Annotated in this window: 13 protein-coding genes; all 13 read left to right on the top strand. The window is 60.8% G+C overall.

What is annotated here, in order from left to right:
* Window positions 1-99: 99 nt before the first annotated feature.
* Entirely contained in the window at window positions 100-2,052 is a 1,953-nt protein-coding gene (locus MHK00_RS03560; protein ID WP_179387094.1) for a glycosyltransferase, read from the top strand.
* On the top strand, window positions 2,042-2,557 hold the full coding sequence (locus tag MHK00_RS03555; protein ID WP_005325407.1) for a phosphatase PAP2 family protein: 516 nt from the start codon (window positions 2,042-2,044) through the stop codon (window positions 2,555-2,557). The genes MHK00_RS03560 and MHK00_RS03555 overlap by 11 nt, the downstream gene beginning before the upstream one ends.
* Window positions 2,550-3,530, top strand: coding sequence for a decaprenyl-phosphate phosphoribosyltransferase (locus MHK00_RS03550; RefSeq protein ID WP_005325409.1), 981 nt, complete (start codon window positions 2,550-2,552; stop codon window positions 3,528-3,530). The genes MHK00_RS03555 and MHK00_RS03550 overlap by 8 nt, the downstream gene beginning before the upstream one ends.
* A 53-nt stretch (window positions 3,531-3,583) precedes the next feature.
* Complete coding sequence (locus MHK00_RS03545) at window positions 3,584-5,278, top strand: arabinofuranosyltransferase AftB family protein (protein ID WP_250410492.1); 1,695 nt, start codon at window positions 3,584-3,586, stop codon at window positions 5,276-5,278.
* A gap of 137 nt (window positions 5,279-5,415) precedes the next feature.
* Complete coding sequence (locus tag MHK00_RS03540; protein ID WP_250410491.1) at window positions 5,416-6,429, top strand: alpha/beta hydrolase; 1,014 nt, start codon at window positions 5,416-5,418, stop codon at window positions 6,427-6,429.
* A gap of 159 nt (window positions 6,430-6,588) precedes the next feature.
* The gene (locus MHK00_RS03535) at window positions 6,589-7,734 is read left to right on the top strand and encodes an HNH endonuclease signature motif containing protein (protein WP_250410490.1); all 1,146 of its coding nucleotides are present in this window, start codon (window positions 6,589-6,591) and stop codon (window positions 7,732-7,734) included.
* A gap of 21 nt (window positions 7,735-7,755) precedes the next feature.
* Window positions 7,756-9,156, top strand: coding sequence for an NAD-dependent succinate-semialdehyde dehydrogenase (locus MHK00_RS03530; protein WP_250409113.1), 1,401 nt, complete (start codon window positions 7,756-7,758; stop codon window positions 9,154-9,156).
* 137 nt (window positions 9,157-9,293) lie between these two features.
* On the top strand, window positions 9,294-11,240 hold the full coding sequence (locus tag MHK00_RS03525; protein WP_250410488.1) for an alpha/beta hydrolase-fold protein: 1,947 nt from the start codon (window positions 9,294-9,296) through the stop codon (window positions 11,238-11,240).
* Between the two features lie 2 nt (window positions 11,241-11,242).
* Window positions 11,243-11,674: a DUF732 domain-containing protein gene (locus MHK00_RS03520; RefSeq protein ID WP_250410486.1), complete on the top strand. Its 432-nt coding sequence runs from the start codon at window positions 11,243-11,245 to the stop codon at window positions 11,672-11,674.
* A 22-nt stretch (window positions 11,675-11,696) separates the two neighbouring features.
* Window positions 11,697-12,611 carry a cutinase family protein gene (locus MHK00_RS03515; protein ID WP_250410484.1) on the top strand — a complete coding sequence of 305 codons (915 nt, stop codon included), beginning with the start codon at window positions 11,697-11,699 and terminating at the stop codon, window positions 12,609-12,611.
* A gap of 59 nt (window positions 12,612-12,670) precedes the next feature.
* Window positions 12,671-14,383, top strand: coding sequence for an AMP-binding protein (locus MHK00_RS03510; protein ID WP_250410482.1), 1,713 nt, complete (start codon window positions 12,671-12,673; stop codon window positions 14,381-14,383).
* A 79-nt stretch (window positions 14,384-14,462) separates the two neighbouring features.
* A complete protein-coding gene (locus MHK00_RS03505) occupies window positions 14,463-19,169 on the top strand; it encodes a type I polyketide synthase (protein ID WP_250410480.1) in 4,707 nt (1,568 codons plus the stop codon).
* Window positions 19,144-20,700: an acyl-CoA carboxylase subunit beta gene (locus MHK00_RS03500; protein ID WP_250410478.1), complete on the top strand. Its 1,557-nt coding sequence runs from the start codon at window positions 19,144-19,146 to the stop codon at window positions 20,698-20,700. The genes MHK00_RS03505 and MHK00_RS03500 overlap by 26 nt, the downstream gene beginning before the upstream one ends.
* The last annotated feature ends 85 nt before the right edge of the window (window positions 20,701-20,785 follow it).

Genomic DNA, 20,785 nt, shown 5'->3' with positions numbered 1-20,785 from the left:
CATAATACGGGCTCCGCGTGTAAACCGTAGTACTTATGCAAAAGCAACTACGCTAAATCGCTGACTACTGTTTATACCGTTTGGAGAATCGAAGCTATCGTGACTGCCAACAACACCCAGGCCCATGAGCCCCTGCAGCGCATCCTGCTGCCTAAGCGCGGCGAGCCCTTTGATGTGCGGATGCTCTACCTCATCGAAGCCGAGCAAAACCGCGAACGCCTCAGCTGGTTTAACCGCACCTCCGTCACCATCCCGGCCGGCGAGGAAGCATCTTTTGAAACCTACTTCAACGCCTTCCCAGCCTCCTACTGGCGCCGCTGGTCCCAGCTGCGCTCCGTAATCCTCAGCCTGGACATTGAGGGTCAAGCAAATATTTCCCTCTACCGCTCCAAGCAGGATGGCCAGCGCATTTCCGTGGCCAACCACCTGGTAGGCACCGGCCACCACGAGTTCGAGCTGCCGCTTAAGAACTTCGAGGATGGCGGCTGGCTGTGGTTCGATATCACCGCCGAGCAGGAAACCACGCTTGCCGACGCCGCCTGGTGCTCCCCCCATGCCCCCGGCCCACAGCTTTTGCCGGACGGCACCGAGCAGCCGGCGCAGGACAAGCGCGTGGCGGTTGGTATTCCCACCTTTAACCGCCCGACCGATGCCGTGGCAGCGCTCAAGGCGCTGGCCGAGGACCCGGTAGTCGACGGCATCATCGACTTCGTCCTCATGCCGGATCAAGGCAACCAGCACCCGGCCGATGAGCCGGGTTACGACGAGGCGGTGGCCCACTTTGGTGAGCGCTTCCGCGAATTCCGCCAGGGCAACCTGGGCGGCTCCGGCGGCTACTCCCGCATCATGTACGAGGCGCTGGAAAATACCGAATCGCCCTTCATCCTGTACATGGACGATGACATCGCCATCGAGCCGGACTCCGTGCTGCGTGCGGTTCAGGCGGCCCGCTACGCGGCCAAGCCCATCATCGTCGGCGGCCAGATGCTCAACCTGCAGGAGCGCTCCCAGCTGCGCACCACCGGCGAGCAGGTCAACCGTGCCGATTTCATGTGGGGCGCGGCGCCGCACGCCGTCTACGACCACGACTTTGCCAAGTACCCGCTGCGCGCCATCGGCACCCGCGAGACTCACCTGGATCCCAAGAAGTACGATTCCCGCGCGCTGCATCGCCGCGTTGACGTGGAGTACAACGGCTGGTGGATGTGCCTCTTCCCGCGCATCGTGGCAGAAACCAACGGCCAGCCGCTGCCGCTGTTTATCAAGTGGGACGATACCGAGTACTCCCTGCGCGCGGCGCGCAACGGATTCCCCACGGTGACCTGGCCGGGCGCCGCTATCTGGCACATGGCCTGGGCGGATAAGGACGATGCCATTGACTGGCAGGCCTACTTCCACCTGCGCAACCGCCTCATCGTGGCCGCGATGTACCACGAGGGGCCGGCCAAGGGCATTACCAAGTCCATCTTTAAGTCCACCCTCAAGCACACCATGTGCATGGAATACTCCACCATGGCCATCCAGATTGAGGCTATGCGAGACTTCCTGGCCGGGCCAGACCATCTCTTCGACATCCTGGAGTCTTCGCTGCCGCGCATCGCGCAGATCCGCAAGAACTACTCCGATGCCGTCATCCTGGAATCCGCCGATGAGCTCCCGGCTCCCACCGGCGCGCCGGGCGTGCCCACCCGCAATGTCGGCGGCCGCCTGGCCAAGATTAAGAAGATCCCGTGGGCCATCAAGGGTCTCAAGCACCTCGTCAGCAAGGAAGACGCTGCGCACTATGAGGCGCCGCAGCTCAACCTCACCCCGGACGAGGCCCGCTGGTTCACCTTGTCCCGCGTAGATTCGGCCACCGTGTCCACCGCGGGTGGCACCGGCGTGGCCTTCCGCAAGCGTGATCGCGACCTAGCTAAGGACCTCGTGGCCCAGACCCGCGAATTGCTGAAGGAAATCGAAGAGAACTTCGACGACCTGCGCGCCGAATACCGCGCGGCCCAGCCGGAGCTGACCTCGCGCGAGTCGTGGAAGAAGGTCTTCGATGCCCAATAAGCTTTCCGTAGCCGAATCGCGCGTCCTCGAGTCCATCCAGGGTGCGGCTTTCGACGTGCCCGGCGTACTTCCCACCGCCCGCGGGCTTAGCCACTGGGGCGAGCATGCCTTAGGTTGGATGGGCAGCGCTGCGGTAGGGGCGGGCATCGACAAGCGCCGCCGCGAAGGCTGGGTCCGTGTTGGGGCCGCCGCCTTCCTCGCGCACGCCGCCAGTGTGGTGCTCAAGCGCATCGTGCGCCGCAAGCGCCCGGATTATCCGTACGTGCGCGTGGGGGTAAAGACGCCCTCCACATTGTCTTTCCCTAGCTCGCACGCGACTTCGACCACCGCATTCCTGGTGGCGGTAAGCCGCCTGACCGGCCGCAAGGCGCCCCTTCTCGGCGTGCCGGTAATGATGGCATCGCGTATGGTGCTCGGAGTGCACTATCCAACAGACACGGCCGTGGGTGCGGCCATCGGCGCTGCTACCGCGGAGGTCGTGATGAAAGGAATGAAGCATGAGTGATGATGGAAACCAGCACTTTTTCCATTCGGAACCGCACACCTCCGGCGTAGATACCGGCCGCAAGCGCAAGCCGCCGAAGAATCTTGCCGATGGCATGATTAAGGCCCTGCGCCCCAAGCAGTGGGTCAAAAACGTCCTGGTGCTGGCCGCCCCCGCCGCGGCCGGCGCCGATGCGTTATTCCACGGCCGCGTGCTTCTCGACGTCCTCTTGGCCTTCGTCGTCTTCTGCCTCGGCGCTTCCTCCATCTACCTGATTAACGATGCGAAGGACTGGCGCGAGGACCAAGAGCATCCGACCAAGCGCTTCCGCCCGATTGCCTCGGGCGTGCTGCCGATTAAGCTCGCCTATGTCATGGCCGTGGTGCTCATCGGCCTGTCCATCGGCCTGTCTTTCCTTGCCACCGCTGGGCCGCAGCTGGCTATCGTGATGGCGATTTATATCGCGTTGCAGTTGGGCTATTGCTTTGGCTGGAAGCATATGCCGGTGATCGATATTGCGCTGGTGTCCTCCGGCTTCATGCTGCGCACCATGGCCGGTGGCGTAGCCGCAGGCATCGAGCTGTCCCAGTGGTTCCTGCTGGTGGCGGCCTTCGGCTCGCTGTTTATGGCCTCCGGCAAGCGCTACTCGGAGATCCTGTTGGTAGAACAGACCGGCGCGAAAATCCGCAAGTCCCTGGAGGGGTATACGCCCACTTACCTGCGTTTCGTGTGGACCCTAGCCGCCACCGCGGTGGTCATCTGCTACACCCTGTGGGGCTTCGAGCTCGCTAACGACGCTCAGACCGGTGGCGTGTGGTACCAGATTTCCATGGTGCCGTTTACTATCGCCATCCTGCGCTACGCGGCCGATGTGGACCGCGGCCAGGGTGGCGCACCGGACGAGATTGCACTCGAGGACCGCACTTTGCAGGTTCTCGCCTTGGCCTGGCTCGCCTGCATTGCCATGGCGGTTTATATCATGCCGTTGTTCTAGACACAGCGGAAACGATGTAGAAATTTTCTGCGGGGCTGATAAACTTTCTCCCCGTGTTTAACACCGACCACAAGAGCATCGCCCGCTGGAGTACCCCAGCGGCCGTTCTTGTGATCGGTGTTTTATCTTTCTGGGGCGGCTTCGCCCGCCGCTGGATTTCCGATGACGGCCTCATCGTCCTGCGCACCGTGCGCAACCTCGAAGCCGGAAACGGGCCCGTGTTCAATATGGGCGAACGAGTCGAGGCCAATACCTCCACGCTGTGGCAGTACCTCATCTTCCTCGTGCGCTGGGTAACCCACGCAAATCTGGAAGGCATCGCCATTTATTTGGGCCTCTTTTTGGCGGTAGCGGCAATGGTTGTCGGCACGGGGGCGTCGGCAAGCGTGCGCTCTGGAGCCGTCCTTCCGGCCGGCTCACTTGTGTATGTGGCCCTGCCACCGGCCCGCGACTTCTTTACCTCCGGCCTGGAATGGGGCCTGTGCATCTTCTACCTTGCGGTGCTGTGGTGGCTGTTGCTGCGGTGGTCGCGCCCGCGCCGCCACTCCGGGAGCAATAGCGACGCCTATTGGCTCGCCTTCTGGGCCGGGCTGTCCTGGCTGGTGCGCCCAGAGCTTGCCCTGTACGGCGGCCTGGTGGGAATCGTGCTGCTCGTATCCCACCGCTGGTGGAAGATTCTTGCCGTCGCAGTGCCGTTGCCGTTGGCCTATGAGATTTTCCGCATGGGTTACTACGGCCTGCTGACCCCGCACACGGCCGTGGCCAAGTCTGCGGCCGGTTCCGAATGGGGCAAGGGCTTTACCTACCTGGCGGACTTTGTCGGACCGTACTGGCTCTTCCTACCGCTCATCGTGCTGGCCATTGCCGGTCTATGGAAGGCGGACCTGCGCCCCACAGCTCTGCGCTCCACCGCCACTGCCACCTATCTTTTTGTGGGCGCGGCGCTCATCCATACGCTTTACGTCTTGCGCGTGGGCGGGGACTTTATGCATGGCCGCATGCTGCTGCTGCCACTTTTTGCGTTTCTGCTTCCGATCTTTGTCGTTAGCGTACGCATGTGGATCGTCTCCGTCCTCTGCGCGGTGTGGGCGCTGGTTATCGTTCTACGCGGACATCCGGTGGATCGCAGCATCTATGCGGATGAGATCTCCATCGTGGACGAGCGCGATTTCTGGACCTATGCCACCCAGCGCCAGGATCCTCCTATGCGGGCCGAAGAGTTCCTCGGCGCCAAGTTTATGGAGGACTACCAGGAGGGCATCGACGAGCTAGAGGCGGGCGACGCCATGACCTTCCGCTATATCAAGGGCGAAGATAGGTTCTCGTGGACGGCCACGCCTGCAGACCCTTCGCGCACCGATCCGCCGACCGTTTACCTGCTCAATTTGGGCCTGTCTTCCATGAATGCGCCGCTGGATATTCGCGTGCTGGACAATATCGGCCTCAGCAACCCTTTGGCGGCGCGCCAGCCGCGCATCGAGGGCGGACGCATTGGGCACGACAAGAGCTTGGATATGTCGTGGCAGGTGGCAGATTCCGCGGCCGATATTGACGAGATCCCGGCGTGGATTGATAAGTACGAGGCGGCCAAGGCTCGCGCCGCGCTTGCCGACGCCGATTTTCAGAAACTCTTCGCCACATACAGGGAACCCCTAACTTGGGACCGTTTCTGGAAAAATATTAAATTCTCCCTGACCGATGGCCGGACCCTCACTTTTTCTTCTGATCCCTCTGACTACCTGCATTAATCCCTTTAAATGCAGACTTTAGGGAGAACCTAAGTTACACTATTCTGTGACATTGTTATCGATCCGTGACGTTAACGGTATACAGGTTCCGGACGATAGAACTTAGTGACAATCACCGAGTAGTTTGAAGGAGAAAGATGACTGCATCCATCAAGGGTCGCGTCCTTTCAGTCATCATGGCAGTTGCCGTAGCTTTGGGCCTGGCCGTCGTGGCGGGTTCCCAGCCGGCAGAGGCAGCCAACCGCGACTGGCTGCGCCGTGACGCCACTGGTACGTGTGAGTGGGACAAGGTTGGCTGGTGGGTCCAGCGTTGCGACGTATGGTCCCAGGCTATGGGCCGCACCATTCCGGTGCAGGTTCAGCCGGCAAAGCGCGGCGGCAATGCTGCCCTCTACCTGCTAGATGGCCTGCGTGCCACCGATCGCACTAACGCATGGGTAAATGACGTTAATGCTGCCAAGACCTACGAGCCGCACAACATCACCCTCGCTATGCCCGTCGGTGGTGCCGCTTCCTTCTACGCTGACTGGCAGGGTCCTGCTACCTACGACCTGGAAAATCCGGTCAACTACAAGTGGGAAACCTTCCTGACCAGCGAGCTTCCTGGTTACTTGGAGCGCAACTTCGGTGTTGCCCGCAACAACAACTCCATTGCTGGCCTGTCCATGGGCGCCGGTGCTGCACTGACCCTGGCTGCAAAGCACCCGAACCAGTTCCGTCAGGCGCTGTCCTACTCCGGCTTCCTGACCACCACGGTCCCAGGCGCTCAGACCATGATGCGCTTTGCCATGCTGGATGCGGGCGGATTCAACATCAACGCTATGTACGGTTCCCTGTTTAACCCGAAGCGTTTCCAGAACGATCCGCTGCTGCTCATTCCGCAGTTGCGCAATACCAACCTGTACATCTCCGCTGCCTCTGGTGTCCCAGGCGCTGGCGATGCTCACTACCTGCCGGAGCACCAAGCCGCCGGTGCTGCACTTGAGGTCGGCTCCAATATCACCACCCGCGTGTGGGAGGGTGCCGCTCGCCTGCAGGGCCTGAACCCGACCGTGGACTACCCAGCACAGGGTCTGCACAACTGGGAGCAGTTCGGCTACCAGCTCAATCGCTCTAAGCCACAGGTGCTTAACGTCATGAACGCTTGGTAATTCTTGCGGCCGAATCCCCTTTCTTAAGGAAAGGGGATTTTCTTTTGCGACGGGTATCGAACAAATATACGTCTAACTATTGCGGGTGTCTCGGCGTTGCGTTAATCTAGGGGTGTCAGTTCGATCGGGTGTGCGAAATTATTTAGAGGGGGAGCTTTCGTGACTACTGCTACCGCACCACCAAAACAGGCGTATTTTTCTACCAATGACATGGAAGACACCGTGTGTGTCATGGCCATGGTGCAAAGAATTCAATCATGGCAACTGTTCCAGGCAGTGCTGCCACAGTTAGAAGACGACGTTGATTGCACACTGGCCGTATTGTCCAAGAGACTCGGTCTTTCGCGATGGCGGGTATCAAGTGCAATCCAAGCCCACTTTCGGATGCGCGAACTGCCGCTTACTACCGCAGTGCAAACGGAACACTGGATTTTGGACCTTCCGCGACTCCAAGTTATTGACGTGGAATTGCGCCCCCTCGGCGAGGATGAAGCGCAGATCCAACTCGTTGATGCGGCCTTGGCGGATTTCCTCACGCCCAAAGACCCAGGACAGCATGTGCCGACGGAACCGGAAATCCGAAATTTCCTGCGTGGATTCATTGATGGGCTGCTGAAGCCAGATTTATCGGCGCAGATCGAGCGCGCAGTGTCGGTGTCCTATTCGGGTGGACAGGCCACGATTGTGTTGAAGACAGATAAGGCCACTGCGGCGGCGATTTCCCGGCATGTTGATAAAGCGGCAGCAGAAGACGGAGTTTCAAAGGCGGAAGCGCTGGAAAATCTGATCTTTAACCGCACTAGTACCAAGGTGGTGATTAACACCTATCGCACCGGCGAGGATCCTTCCCGCGTCTTTATTCCTAGTGCAGGATGGTGCGATCTGGGGGAGGACTTAGCACATGACTCTGCGGTGCGAACTCTAACCGCCGAGGACGTCAAAAAGTATGTCCCCTCAGAAGAAATCCGTGCCTGGGTGCAGGGGCGGGACGCGACCTGCCGGTGGCCAGGGTGCTCAATGCCAGCGCACTATTGTCAATTGGATCACCGAGTGGAGTACGGCGACAAAGGGCCTACCAGTGTGGGAAACCTGGTGTGCCTGTGTCAGCATCACCATAACGTGAAGACGGATGGTCGGGTGCGATACATCATGGACCCGTTTACCGGAGATATTGTCTGGATGTTTGAGGATGGCACCTATGAGGTGGACCGAGCGGCAGGTCCTCTGGCGCCCCGGAATATTCATTGGAAGCTGACGTGGGAGCGATTCCTCAAGCTCAGGAGGGGGCCATTGCAAGGTTTGTGAGTTGGGACTATACAGGGGCGCATGTTCGCTATTGAGAACCCAAGCACAGGCAAGAGTGAAGACCAGTTTGAACGTATCGATGATTCGCAGCGCGATGACATCCTAGACCGTTCCACCGCGGCCTACGAGGCATGGCGGAGCACTCGCATCGAGGAGCGTGCTGCGGTTTTGTCCCGCACAGCTGATCTTTATGAAGAGCGCATTGATGAGTTAGCGGATCACATCGGCCGCGAGATGGGCAAGCTGACCCGTTGGGCCAAGGCCGAGGTGCAGATTGTTGCCGATATTTACCGCTACTACTCCGAGCACGCGCACGAGCTGCTTGCCGACGAGTACCTGCCGGCACAGAATGCCGACAAGACCGTAGTGCGCAAGGAGCCGATCGGCCCGTTGCTCGGCATCATGCCGTGGAACTTCCCGTACTACCAGGTGGCCCGCTTCGCGGCGCCTAACCTGCTGCTGGGTAACACCATTGTGCTCAAGCACGCTTCCATCTGCCCGTTGTCTTCCCAGGCGTGCCAGGACATCCTGGAAGAGGCTGGTCTGCCGAAGGATGCGTACATCAACATCTACGCTTCCGGTTCCCAGATGGATGCCTTTGTAGCGGATAAGCGCATCAAGGGTGTTTCGCTGACCGGTTCGGAGGGTGCGGGCTCTGCCGTGGCCAAGACCGCCGGTGAAAATTACAAGAAGTCCGTGCTGGAGCTGGGCGGCAACGACCCGTTCCTGGTTATTGATGATGAGAACCTAGAGTGGGTACTGGATCAGTACAACCTGATCCGCATGTACAACACCGGCCAGGCCTGCAACGCGCCAAAGCGCCTCATCGTTCTGGAGGACTTCTACGACCGCACCGTGGAGTACCTGGAGAAGAAGATTGGGGACATGAAGGTCGGCACTTATGACGACGAGAATGCCGACATTGGTCCGCTGTCCTCCATCGATGCTCGCGATGAGATCGTGGAGCGCCTGGAAAAGGCTGCGGCCAACGGCGACGCTAAGATTCGCGTAGGCGGCAAGAAGATTGACCGCGAGGGCGCCTACATGGAGCCTGCGCTGCTTACCGACGTCGACCCATCCACCGACGTAGGCTGCAACGAGATCTTCGGCCCTGTGGCTATTGTCTACAAGGCCAAGGATGTTGAAGAGGCTATCGAGATTGCCAATAACTCGGAGTATGGTCTGTCCAGCTCCGTGTGGGGCACCGACCTGGATGCCGCATTCGAGGTGGCAAACCAGCTCAACGATGGCATGACGTTCGTCAACGAGGCGTCGGTAACCGCAGCAGGCCTGCCATTCGGCGGCGTGAACCGCTCCGGCTACGGCCGCGAGCTGGCGCGCTGGGGCGTCGGCGAGTTTGTCAACGAGCACCTGTACCGCGTGAGCGGACAGGATAACCCGGGCAACTCCCCGGCAATGTAGCGGCGTGTCAGTCTAGCGTAAGTCTCAAGTTCAACTTAAACTTGAGCACACGATAGACAGCTCACGCCGCAGGCATCGGTCCGGGGGAGGGGAACCCTCGGAAAGGTACCGCGGCAAATCTTCAAGGACGTTTACCTATGCGCAAAAGCACTTCCCCGAGCAAAGCTCGCAAGGGCCTTGCAGTGGCCGCAGTACCTACCGCTATTGCCGTGGGTTTGGCTCTGCTGCCAAACGCCACCGCACAATCTTCCGTAGGCGATCTCTCTTCCGCAATCGGCGGCGATTCCAGCCTGTCCGATCACTTCGCACCGAAGGAACCGCCCGCCCGCACCCCGCTGAACACCGAATACCCGGATGTTAAGGGCCTGCCGGAGGGCGTGAAGATCAACCGTGTGGAGTACCTGACCAACCGCCACCTGATGGTCTACATCAAGTCCGCAGCTATGCCGGACAAAGAGCAGAAGGTGCAGATCCAGCTGGCTCGTGACTGGTACTCCCACCCGGAAAAGAAGTTCCCAGAGGTATGGGCGCTCGACGGCCTGCGTGCACGTGACGATGAGTCCGGCTGGACCATTGAGACCAATATTTTGAACCAGTACGCTGACCGTAACGTCAACCTAGTTATGCCGGTAGGCGGCGAATCTTCCTTCTACTCGGATTGGGAGCAGGAAGACCGTGGTAAGCGCTATATGTGGGAGACCTTCCTGACCAAGGAATTGATCCCGATCCTGGACAATGAGTACCGCTCCAACCACAAGCGCGCGGTAACCGGCCTGTCCATGGGCGGTACTGCCGCGATGAACCTGGCTGAGCGCAACCCGCACCTGTTTAGCTTCGTGGGTTCTTTCTCCGGCTACCTCGATACCACTACGCGTGGCATGCCGGAAGCCATCATGGCGGCGCAACGAGATGCCGGCGGCTATGATTCCCGCAAGATGTGGGGCGAGCCAGGTTCCCAAAACTGGATCGACCACGATCCGAAGCTGGGCATTGAAAACCTGAAGGACATGAAGGTCTATGTCTCTGCAGGTTCGGGCAAGGATGACTTTGGTAACGCCAACTCCGTAGCCAAGGGTCAGGCCAACCTTGCCGGTATGGGCTTGGAGGTCATTTCCCGCATGTCCACCCAGACCTATGTTGATTATGCGAAGCGCGCCAAGATTGACCCTGTGGTTAAGTTCCGCCCATCCGGCGTGCACAGCTGGGAATACTGGCAGTTTGAGATGCAGCAGGCATGGCCCTACATCGCAGATGCCCTCGAGATGGACAAGGCTGACCGCGGTGCGGACTGTGAGGCCATCGGCGCCATCGCCAAGGAGACCAAGAGCGGCGTCATTGGCTCTTGCTTGAATAACGAGTACGACGTCGCCAAGAAGGGCAAGGCCCAAGACTTTGAGTCTGGTACCGCTTACTGGTCCCCGGATACCGGTGCGCACGCCCTCTTCGGCCGCATTGGTGCTCGCTACGCCGAAATCGGCGGACCTACCTCCTGGCTGGGCTTCCCTAAGACCGGCGAGTCTAAGACCCCGGACGGCAAGGGTCGTTTCGTGCACTTCGAGCACGGCTCCATCTACTGGTCCCCGGAGACCGGCGCTTGGGAGATTACCGGCGATATGTTCCAGGCCTGGGGTAAGAATGGCTACGAAAAGGGCGACCTGAAGTACCCGACCGGCTCGGTTAAGAAGGTCGGCGAGGGCTACATGCAGGAATTCCAGGATGGCGTCCTGACCCGTAACCCGGATGGCTCCAACCAGGTAGTCCACGGCGCTATCGGCGCCAAGTACAAGGACATGGGCGGCGCTGAATCTGCGCTCGGCTTCCCGACGTCCGGTGAGAACGCCGTCAATGGCGGCTTCTTCCAGACCTTTGAGAAGGGCAGCATCTACTGGTCCCCGAAGACTGGCGCGCACTACATTTTGAAGAGCAAGATCATGGACCGCTGGGGCCAGGCTGGCTGGGAGCAGGGCGAGTTCGGCTGGCCTACTTCTGACTACTCCGAGATTGCCGCTGGCGGCCTGAGCCAGGAATTCCAGCACGGCAAGATCAGCGAGGTCCTCGGCCAGGTTCGGACCGAGAAGAAGTAGCTATGCGCAAGCTAGTAGTTGTGGGCGCGGCGCTGTGCTTGGGTCTTGCGGGCTGCGATTCCGCCACGGTGGATAGCGAACCGCCGCAAGAGACCGAGGTCGCGCCCCTCGAGCGGGAGTCCGAGGCCCCTTCCTCTTCGGAGAGTGCCACCTCTAAGTCGCAAGAAGATCGCGGTGCGCGCGAGATTTCTGAAATCCCGTCCGCTGAGGTGCCGGAACCGGACGCCAAGTACTTGGACAAGCTCAAGGACGCCGGCGTAAACGTCGATGGCGTTGAGGATCAGCTCCTTGGAGCCGGCAAAGCGGCCTGCGACGAGAATGAGGTCACCATTTCTGCGGTTGCCGGCCAGCTCATCGAGCAGCAGCGCACCACGCAGAGTTTTGAGGAGCTTTCCCAGCTCATCAAGGATTCTGCACGTTCAGGGATTTGCTAGGTTTAGCTGGTACAACTAATCCATGCGAAAAACTATTACCGTTGTCGCGGCCCTCGTCGTATTAGCTGTCATCGGCGTGGGCGCGTCGCGTTACCTCAACCAAGGCACCGATTCCCCTGCTCCGCACACCACGGAGCAGGCAGCGCCGCCGCAACCGCAGCAGCCCGAGTGGTGCCCCCGTGTTGAGTTCATTTCTGCCCCGGGTACTTGGGAGTCCGCGGCTGACGACGACCCCATTAATCCTTCTGCCAACCCGCGCTCGTTCATGCTGTCTATTACGAAGCCGTTGCAGGAGGCCTACGGGGACGACGTGAAGGTCTGGACCCTTCCCTATACCGCGCAATTTAAAAACATTAATGCGCAGCACGAAATGAGCTACGACGATTCCCGCAATGAGGGAACCGGCAAGATGAATGACGAGCTGCGTAGCGTTCACCAAAGCTGCCCAGCTACCAAATTTATTTTGAGCGGCTTTTCCCAGGGTGCGGTGATTGCTGGCGACGTTGCTGATGAGATTGGCGGCGGCCAGGGAGCGGTTCCGGCGGAATCAATCGCAGGCGTGGCCCTTATCGCGGACGGCCGCCGTCAAAATGGCGTCGGGCAAAACCCAGGCCGCAAGGTGGGTGGCGTCGGCGCTGAAATTGCCCTTCAGCCGGTATCCGGACTGGTTCAGCCCATCGTGCCGGGTGCCTCCATGCGTGGTGCGCGCCAGAATGGGTTCGGTAGCCTCGCGGATCGCACCTTCCAGATTTGCGCGCCCAATGATTCGGTTTGTGATGCCCCGCCAAACGTGACCAATGCACTTGAGCGCGCGCAGGGTTTGATTGCCGCGAATGGCGTGCATGCGCAATACGCCTCCAATAGTGGCGTTATCGATGGCACGACTGCCAACCAGTGGGTAGTGGGCTGGGCTCGCCAGCTTATCGACGCCGCGTAACAACCATTCCCCCAACTCCGATAGTTTTATTATCGAAACCATTTACCTAAGGAGAATCGATGGATCTGAAAGCGCAGATGGGGCAGTTCCTAGCGCCCGAGTTCACCTTGGCCCAGTTGTCAGAGAATCTCTTCCAAGCGGAGACCAACCCAGACCGCGTGGTGATGCGCCAGTGGATCTACGGGGAGGAAGAAACCTGCCGGGAACTTACCCGCGCGCAGGTCAATAACCGCATCAAGGTGGTGGCGGCGCGCCTGCAGCAGGTGGCAGAGCCCGGTACCCGCGTGGCCATCTTGGCAGGTAATTCACCGGAGTACGTCTTCGGCTTCTTGGGTGCTCTTTATGCGGGTATGGTGCCGATTCCGCTCTATGACCCCAACGAACCGGGCCACTCGGACCACCTAAAGGCCGTATTTGGTGATTGTGAACCCTCTATCGTGGTAACTAACCGCGTTTCGGCGGCGGCAGTGCGCACGTATTTTTCCGCTCAACGCGAGCGCCCGCGCGTCATTTCCCTTGATGTCCTGCCGGATTCTTTGGCTAGCTCGTGGACCCCCGTGGAAGGAACTGCAGAGGACACTGCCTTCCTGCAGTACACCTCCGGTTCCACCCGCACCCCGGCCGGCGTGGAGCTCACCAATCGCGCGATTATTACCAACGTGGCGCAGATCTTCCAGGCCCTGCAGCTGCAGATGCCGGCCCGCATCGTTTCTTGGCTGCCGATGCACCACGATATGGGCATCATCCTGGCCGTATTTGTCACCATCTTGGGCCTCGACTTCGAGGTGATGACCCCGCGCGATTTCATCCAGCACCCGGATCGCTGGGTCCGGCGCCTCACCGCGGGCAAGCAGGCCACCTATACCGCCATCCCGAACTTTGCCTTGGAACTCGCTGCGCGTCATGCCAAGGATGCAGATTTCTCGCACGTGGCCGGCATCATTATCGGTTCCGAGCCCGTGACCGAATCGGCCGTGGACTCCTTCCTCGATGCCTTCAGCATGGATCGTTCCGTACTGCGTCCGTCCTATGGCCTGGCAGAAGCGGCGCTTATTGTGTCTACCCCGCAAACTGACAAGCGCCCGGTCATCGCGCACTTTAACCGCGCGGAGCTAGCTGCAGGTCGCGCCGTCATCGAGGATAAATCCGAAGACACCGTTGCCTACGCCTCCAATGGCCAGTGCGTGCCGCATCAGCACCTCGCCATTGTGGATCCGGAAACTCGCGCCGAGGTGAAGGACGGCGTTATCGGAGAAATCTGGGTCCACGGTCCCAACATGGCCACCGGCTACCTCAACCGCCCAGGGGAAACCGCTGCGACCTTCCGCAATACCCTGGGTGAGCGTCAACAGGATGGCCTGCCGGAAGACGATTATTGGATGGCCACCGGAGACTTGGCGGCCATCGTGGATGGGGAACTGTATATCACCGGCCGCCTGAAGGATCTCATCGTCATTGCTGGGCGCAACCATTATCCGCAGGATATTGAGGGCACGGTGCAAGCCGCTTCCACGCAGGTTCGCCCGGATTCCGTTGCTGCCTTCTCCGTGGAAGGCAATGACTCTGAGTCCCTCGTCCTGCTGGTGGAGCGCGCCGATGATGCGCAGCCGTCCGGCGATGCCGAGGCCACCGAGGCCATTCGCACCGCGGTCACTGCCCACCATGGCATCACTCCGGATGACATCGTGTGGAAGGCACCCGGCGAAATCAACCGCACGTCCTCCGGCAAGATTGCGCGCCGCGTAGCCAAGAAGAACTATGTGGGATTCTGATATATCGCTAACAAAGTGACAAAATATAGCGATATACCCCTACGCCATTTAGTAATTTTCCGTAACGAAAGACCTTTTTATGACCATCGAGCAACTGCGAGCATGGCTGCGTGACTGGGTCGCCCAGGCCACCGGTGTTTCCGCCGAAGAGATCCTAGATTCCAAGCCTTTGGAAAATTATGGCCTCTCCTCGCGGGATGCTGTAGTGCTATCCGGCGAGCTGGAAAACCTTCTGGGCACCCGCCTCGATGCCACCGTGGCATATGAGTATCCCACCATCGAGCTGCTGGCGGACCGCCTGCTGAACGCACCTGCGGCGCCCCAACCAGAAGAGCACGCCCCGCGGATCGCGCAGGGATCCGACGTTGCGGTCATCGGTCTTTCCGGCCGCTTCCCAGGCGCCAAGAATGCCCAAGAGTTCTGGTCTATGTTGGCGGAATCCCGCGCGGGCACCGGCCCGTTGCCAGTGGGCCGGTGGTCCGAGTACTCCGCCGATCCGGTGATGAGCGAGAAGATCGCTCAGCAGAATACCGACGGCGGCTATATCGAAGACATCGCGTCCTTTGATGCGGAATTTTTTGGCCTATCCCCGCTTGAGGCCGCCAATATGGATCCGCAGCAGCGAATCCTGTTGGAGCTGGTGTGGGAAGCACTAGAAAACGCTGGTGTTCCCGCCAATGAGCTGCGGGGAACGCAGACTGGCGTGTACATGGGCTCGACCAATAATGACTACGGCATGCTCATCGGCGCTGATTCCGCCGAGATGCACCCGTATGCGCTGACCGGCATTTCTTCCGCCGTGGTTGCCAACCGCATTTCCTACGCCTTGGATTTCCGCGGCCCTTCCATCAACGTGGATACGGCTTGCTCTTCCTCCCTCGTGGCGGTGAACCAGGCGATGAAGGATTTGCGCACGGGAAGCGCGGACGTGGCGCTGGCCGGCGGCGTGAATATTCTGGCTGCCCCGCATGCGTCCACGGCGTTCTCGGAGTTGGGCGTTACCTCTCCGACGAGTGCCATTCACGCCTTTTCTGACGACGCCGATGGCATCGTGCGTGCCGATGCCGCCGGCGTCCTCGTGCTCAAGCGCTTGGAGGATGCGGAAGCGGACGGCGACGATATCCTGGCCGTCATCAAGGGCTCGGCCGTCAACTCCGATGGCCACTCCAATGGCCTGACCGCTCCGAACCCGGAGGCACAGGAGGATGTGCTGCGTCGCGCGTATGCTGATGCGGGCGTAAATCCGCAGGACGTGGACTATATCGAGGCCCACGGCACCGGCACCATTCTGGGCGATCCGATTGAGGCTTCCGCCCTGGGCCGCGTGCTCGGTGCGGGCCGCGGGGTCGAAACTCCTATTTTGCTCGGCTCTGCCAAGACCAATATCGGCCACTCTGAATCCGCCGCGGGCGTGGTCGGCCTCATCAAGGTCATCCAGGCCATGCGCAATGACGTGATTCCGGCCAATATCAATTACTCGGCGCCGAACCGCTATATCGATTTCGAGGCCGAGCACCTCGAGGTAGTCGAGGATCCGCGCGAGTGGCCCGAGTACTCCGGCCACAAGGTCGCTGGCGTATCCGGCTTTGGTTTCGGCGGCACCAATGCGCACGTCGTGCTCACCGATTACCGCGGCACCCCGGCCGAGCGCGAGCCGCAGCTTTCCACCGATACGGTGGCGTTGCCGGTCTCTGGCCTCTTGCCTTCGCGCCGGGCACGCGCTGCGGCCCTGTTGGCAGACTTCATTGAGGCGGAAAAGCCCGCGCTTGTCGACGTCGCCCGCACCGTCGCCCGCCGCAACCACTCCCGTTCCCGCGCCGTCGTGACGGCTAGTTCCACCGAGGAAGCAGTCAAGCGCCTGCGCCAGGTAGCTGAAGGCAAGGTCTCCGTCGGCATTGCCGCTGCGGATTCCCCGCACGTTCCGGGGCCAGTATTTGTTTATTCCGGTTTCGGATCCCAGCACCGCAAGATGGCTAAAGACATGATTGCGATCTCGCCGCAGTTCAAGGCCCGCTTGGAAGAGCTGGATGCCATCGTGGACTTTGAGTCCGGCTGGTCCATCCTGGATATCGTCAACGACGATGCCCAAACCTATGACACCGAGACCGCCCAGGTGGCCATTACCGCCATTCAGATTGCATTGACGGACCTGCTCGCTTCCTTTGGCGTGCGTCCGGCCGGCGTGATGGGCATGTCCATGGGCGAGATTGCCGCGGCCTATGCCGCAGGCGGCATCTCCGCAGAGGACGCCATGGTTATTGCCTGCCACCGCGCGCGGTTGATGGGTGAGGGTGAGGCGTCGCTAAGCGATGCCGAGCAAGGAGCCATGGCCGTCGTAGAGCTCTCGGCCGAGGACATTGCCGCGCTCGACGGAAACATCGAACCCGCCGTGTACACCGGCCCCGGAATGACCACCGTGGGCGGCCCCCGCCAAGAGGTGCTGGACCTGGTGGAAAAGCTCGACGGCGAGGGGAAGTTCGCCCGTGCGCTCAATGTGAAGGCCGCCGGGCACACCTCGGCCGTGGACCCCATCCTGGGCGAGCTGCATGCAGCCATCGCCGGCATGGAGGCCAAGCCGCTGCACACCACGCTGTTTTCCTCCGTGGATAAGGGCGAGGTCTATCGCCCTGGTACCACCGTGCACGATGAGGATTATTGGCTGCGCATGACCCGCCATTCGGTCTACCTGCAGGACGCCACCGAGGCGGCCTTCAACGCTGGCCACACCCAGCTGGTGGAAATCTCGCCGAACCCGGTGGCGCTGATGGGCCTCATGTCCACCGCCTTCGCCGTGGGCAAGGCCGATGCCCAGCTGCTCTATGCCCTGAAGCGCAAGGTGGATCCCACCGAGTCGTTGCTGGACCTGCTCAGCAAGCTCTATGTCGCCGGCATGCCGGTGGATTTTGGCGCGGTCTTTGGCTCTGGTGCGCGCGTAGAGGCGCCCTATACCCAGTTCAACCGCCAGCGCTTCTGGACCAACGCGCGCCCGTCGGCCGGCGTTTCCGGCCTGCCGGGCGCACGCGTCAACCTGCCAGAGGGCAAGGTGGCCTTCTCCACCAATGCGGACCAGGCGCCATCCGCGCTGGCCATCGTGGAGGCCGCGGCCGAGGCCGTCAAGCCTGGGGCGCGCATCATCGCCACCGAGGAACATGCCGACCTGCCACCGCGCGGTGAGGTCACCACGGTGGTAAGCCAGTCCATCGGTGGTATGTCCGTAGCCGTCTACGCCGTCCGTGGCGCACAGACGGAGCTCCTGGCGGAAGGCTTTGCCTCCGCATTGGACTTGGGCGCGGCGCCTATCCCGGGCGTGGCCGATGTGCCTGAAAGCGAGCCTGCAGCAACCGCAGAGGTTGATGCCGTGCGCTGGGATCCCGCGGAGGAAACCGTGGAGGATCGCCTCGCACTCATCGTGTCGGAATCCATGGGCTATGACGTCTCTGACCTGCCGCGCGAGCTGCCGCTCATTGACTTGGGCCTGGATTCCCTGATGGGCATGCGCATTAAGAACCGCGTGGAAAATGACTTCCAGATTCCGCCGTTGCAGGTGCAGGCGCTGCGCGACGCCTCCCTGGCAGACGTTATTTCCATGGTGGAAGAGGCCGTGGCCGGCGGCAGCGTGGATACCAGCGAGATTGCTTCTGCGGATACCCCTGCGCCAGAAGAAGATGAGCCGGGCCAGGGCGTCGGCGTTGCCCCGCGCGATGCCTCGGAGCGCATGGTCTTTGGCACCTGGGCTACCTTCACCGGAAAGGCCGCGGCGGGTGTCACTTCGGCACTGCCCGAGGTAAGCGATGAGGTTGCCACCCAGATTGCTGAGCGCCTCACCGAGCGTGCCGGCATCGAGGTCACCGCCCAGCAGGTCCACGAGGCCGAGGCGCTAGAGACTTTGGCCGACCTCGTCCGCGAAGGACTGGAGACCGAGGTAGAAGGCAATATCCGCGTCCTGCGCGAGGCTGATGGTCCGGCCGTATTCATGTTCCACCCAGCCGGCGGCACCACTGTGGTCTACCAGCCACTAACCCGCCGCCTGCCCGAGGACGTGGCAGTCTACGGCGTAGAGCGCGTCGAGGGTTCGCTGGAGGAGCGCGCCGAGGCTTATATCGAGGACATCCTGCACTACGCTCGCGGCCGCAAGGTCGTGCTCGGCGGGTGGTCTTTCGGTGGCGCGCTAGCCTATGAGGTGGCCTACCAGCTGCATCAGCGCACCCAGCGCGGCCAGGATTCGGTGGACGTGGCGTTCATCGCGCTGCTGGATACCACCCAGCCGTCGAACCCAGCGCCGGATACCCCGGAAGAAACCCGTGCCCGCTGGGAGCGCTACGCGGCCTTTGCGAAGAAGACCTACGGCCTGGATTTTGAGCCACCGTACGAGATGCTTGAGACCATGGGCGAAGATGCGCTCATGACCATGTTGGCGGAGTTCCTCGCTACTACCGACGCCTCCGAGCACGGCCTTGCCGCCGGCGTCCTGGAGCACCAGCGCGCTTCCTTCGTGGATAACCAGATTCTGGCCAAGATTGACTTCCATCGCTGGGCCGATGTCACGGTGCCGGTGCTGCTTTTCCGTTCCGAGCGCATGCACGACGGTGCGATTGAGCTGGAGCCGCGCTACGCTGAGATTGATCCCGACGGAGGTTGGGGAGTTATCGTTAAGGATCTAGAAATTGTGCAGCTGCAAGGCGATCACCTTGCAGTGCCAGACGAGCCAGCCATCGGCATCGTGGGCAAGCATATGGACGAATGGATCGAGGAGAAGATACGTGGCGGCCAAGCAGACAACCGCTGAGAAACTCGCTGACCTGCGCGAGCGTCTGGACAAGGCGCAGGACCCAGGCAGTGAGCGCTCCCGCAAGCGCCGCGACGAGGCTGGGCGCACCACGCCTCGTCAACGCATCGATGAATTGCTAGATGAGGGTTCCTTCGTCGAAACCGGCTCCTTGGGTAAGACCCCAGGTGACCCTGACGCCATTTATTCCGATGGCGTGGTCACCGGTTATGGCCGCATCTCCGGCCGCCCAGTGTGTATCTACGCCCACGATAAAACCGTCTACGGCGGCTCTGTCGGCGTGACCTTTGGCAAGAAGGTCACCGAGGTCATGGACATGGCCATCAAGATTGGCTGCCCAGTCATCGGTATTCAGGATTCCGGCGGCGCCCGCATCCAGGATGCGGTGACCTCATTGGCCATGTACTCCGAGATCGCCCGCCGCCAGCTCCCGCTGTCCGGCCGTAGCCCGCAGATTTCCATCATGATGGGCAAGTCCGCCGGTGGCGCCGTCTATGCTCCCGTGACCACGGACTTTGTCATTGCCGTGGACGAGGAAGCGGAAATGTATGTCACCGGCCCGAACGTCATCCGTGAGGTTACCGGTGAGGATATTACCTCCGCTGAGCTGGGCGGTGCTCGCCAGCAAGAGCTCAACGGTAACGTCTCGGCGGTCGTCCCTTCCGAGGATGACGCCTTTGATATGGTCCGCGATCTCCTCGATCACCTGCCGCTGACCTGCTTTGATGAGTCATCGGAGTTCGCTGCGCCTTCCGACGCCGAAGTGGCCGAAGACGAAGAGCTCAATGCCTTCATGCCGGATGACACCAATGCTGGCTACGACATGATGGACTTGTTGACCCAGTTGGGCGATGACGAGGACCTCATTGAGATTCAAGAAAACTTCGCGCCCAATATGATCACCGCTTTCGGTCGCATCGATGGCAAGACCGTTGGCTTTGTGGCCAATAACCCCATGCACCTTGCGGGCTGCATTGATGCCGACGCCGCCGATAAGGGCGCGCGCTTCATCCGCATCTGCGATGCTTACAATATTCCGCTGGTCTTTGTGGTGGATACCCCGGGCTACCTGCCGGGCGTGGAGCAGGAGAAGGTGGGCCTTATCCACCGCGGTGCCAAGTTCGCTTTCGCCGTGGTGGAAGCCACCGTGCCGAAGGTCTCGCTCATCGTGCGCAAGGCCTACGGCGGTGCCTATGCCGTGATGGGCTCGAAGAACCTGACCGGTGATATCAACTTGGCGTGGCCGACCGCGCAGATCGCAGTGATGGGCGCGGCCGCTGCCGTGGTGATGATCGCGGGCAAGCAGCTTGAGGCCGCCGAGACCCCTGAGCAGCGTGAGATGACCAAGAAGATGTTCATGGACTTCTACGATGAGACCATGACCGCTCCTTATGTGGCGGCCGAGCGTGGCTATCTAGACGCGATGATTCAGCCGAATCAGTCCCGGTTGGCGCTCCGTCAGGCACTGCGCCAGCTGGCCACCAAGCAGGAAAGCGATCTACCGAAGAAGCACACTATTGCCCCGATGTAATGCCTTGTGCTTGGATAGCATATAAAGAGCTAATCCTAGTGAAGGAGTTATCTATGATTCTGTCTAGCGCTGTGGACATCGTCAG

This window comes from Corynebacterium tuberculostearicum (assembly GCF_022347385.1).
In the GTDB taxonomy this organism is placed as follows: Bacteria; Actinomycetota; Actinomycetes; order Mycobacteriales; family Mycobacteriaceae; genus Corynebacterium; species Corynebacterium tuberculostearicum_M.
Note: the sequence above shows the minus strand (reverse complement) of the source record. Positions and strands in the feature narration are given on the sequence as shown.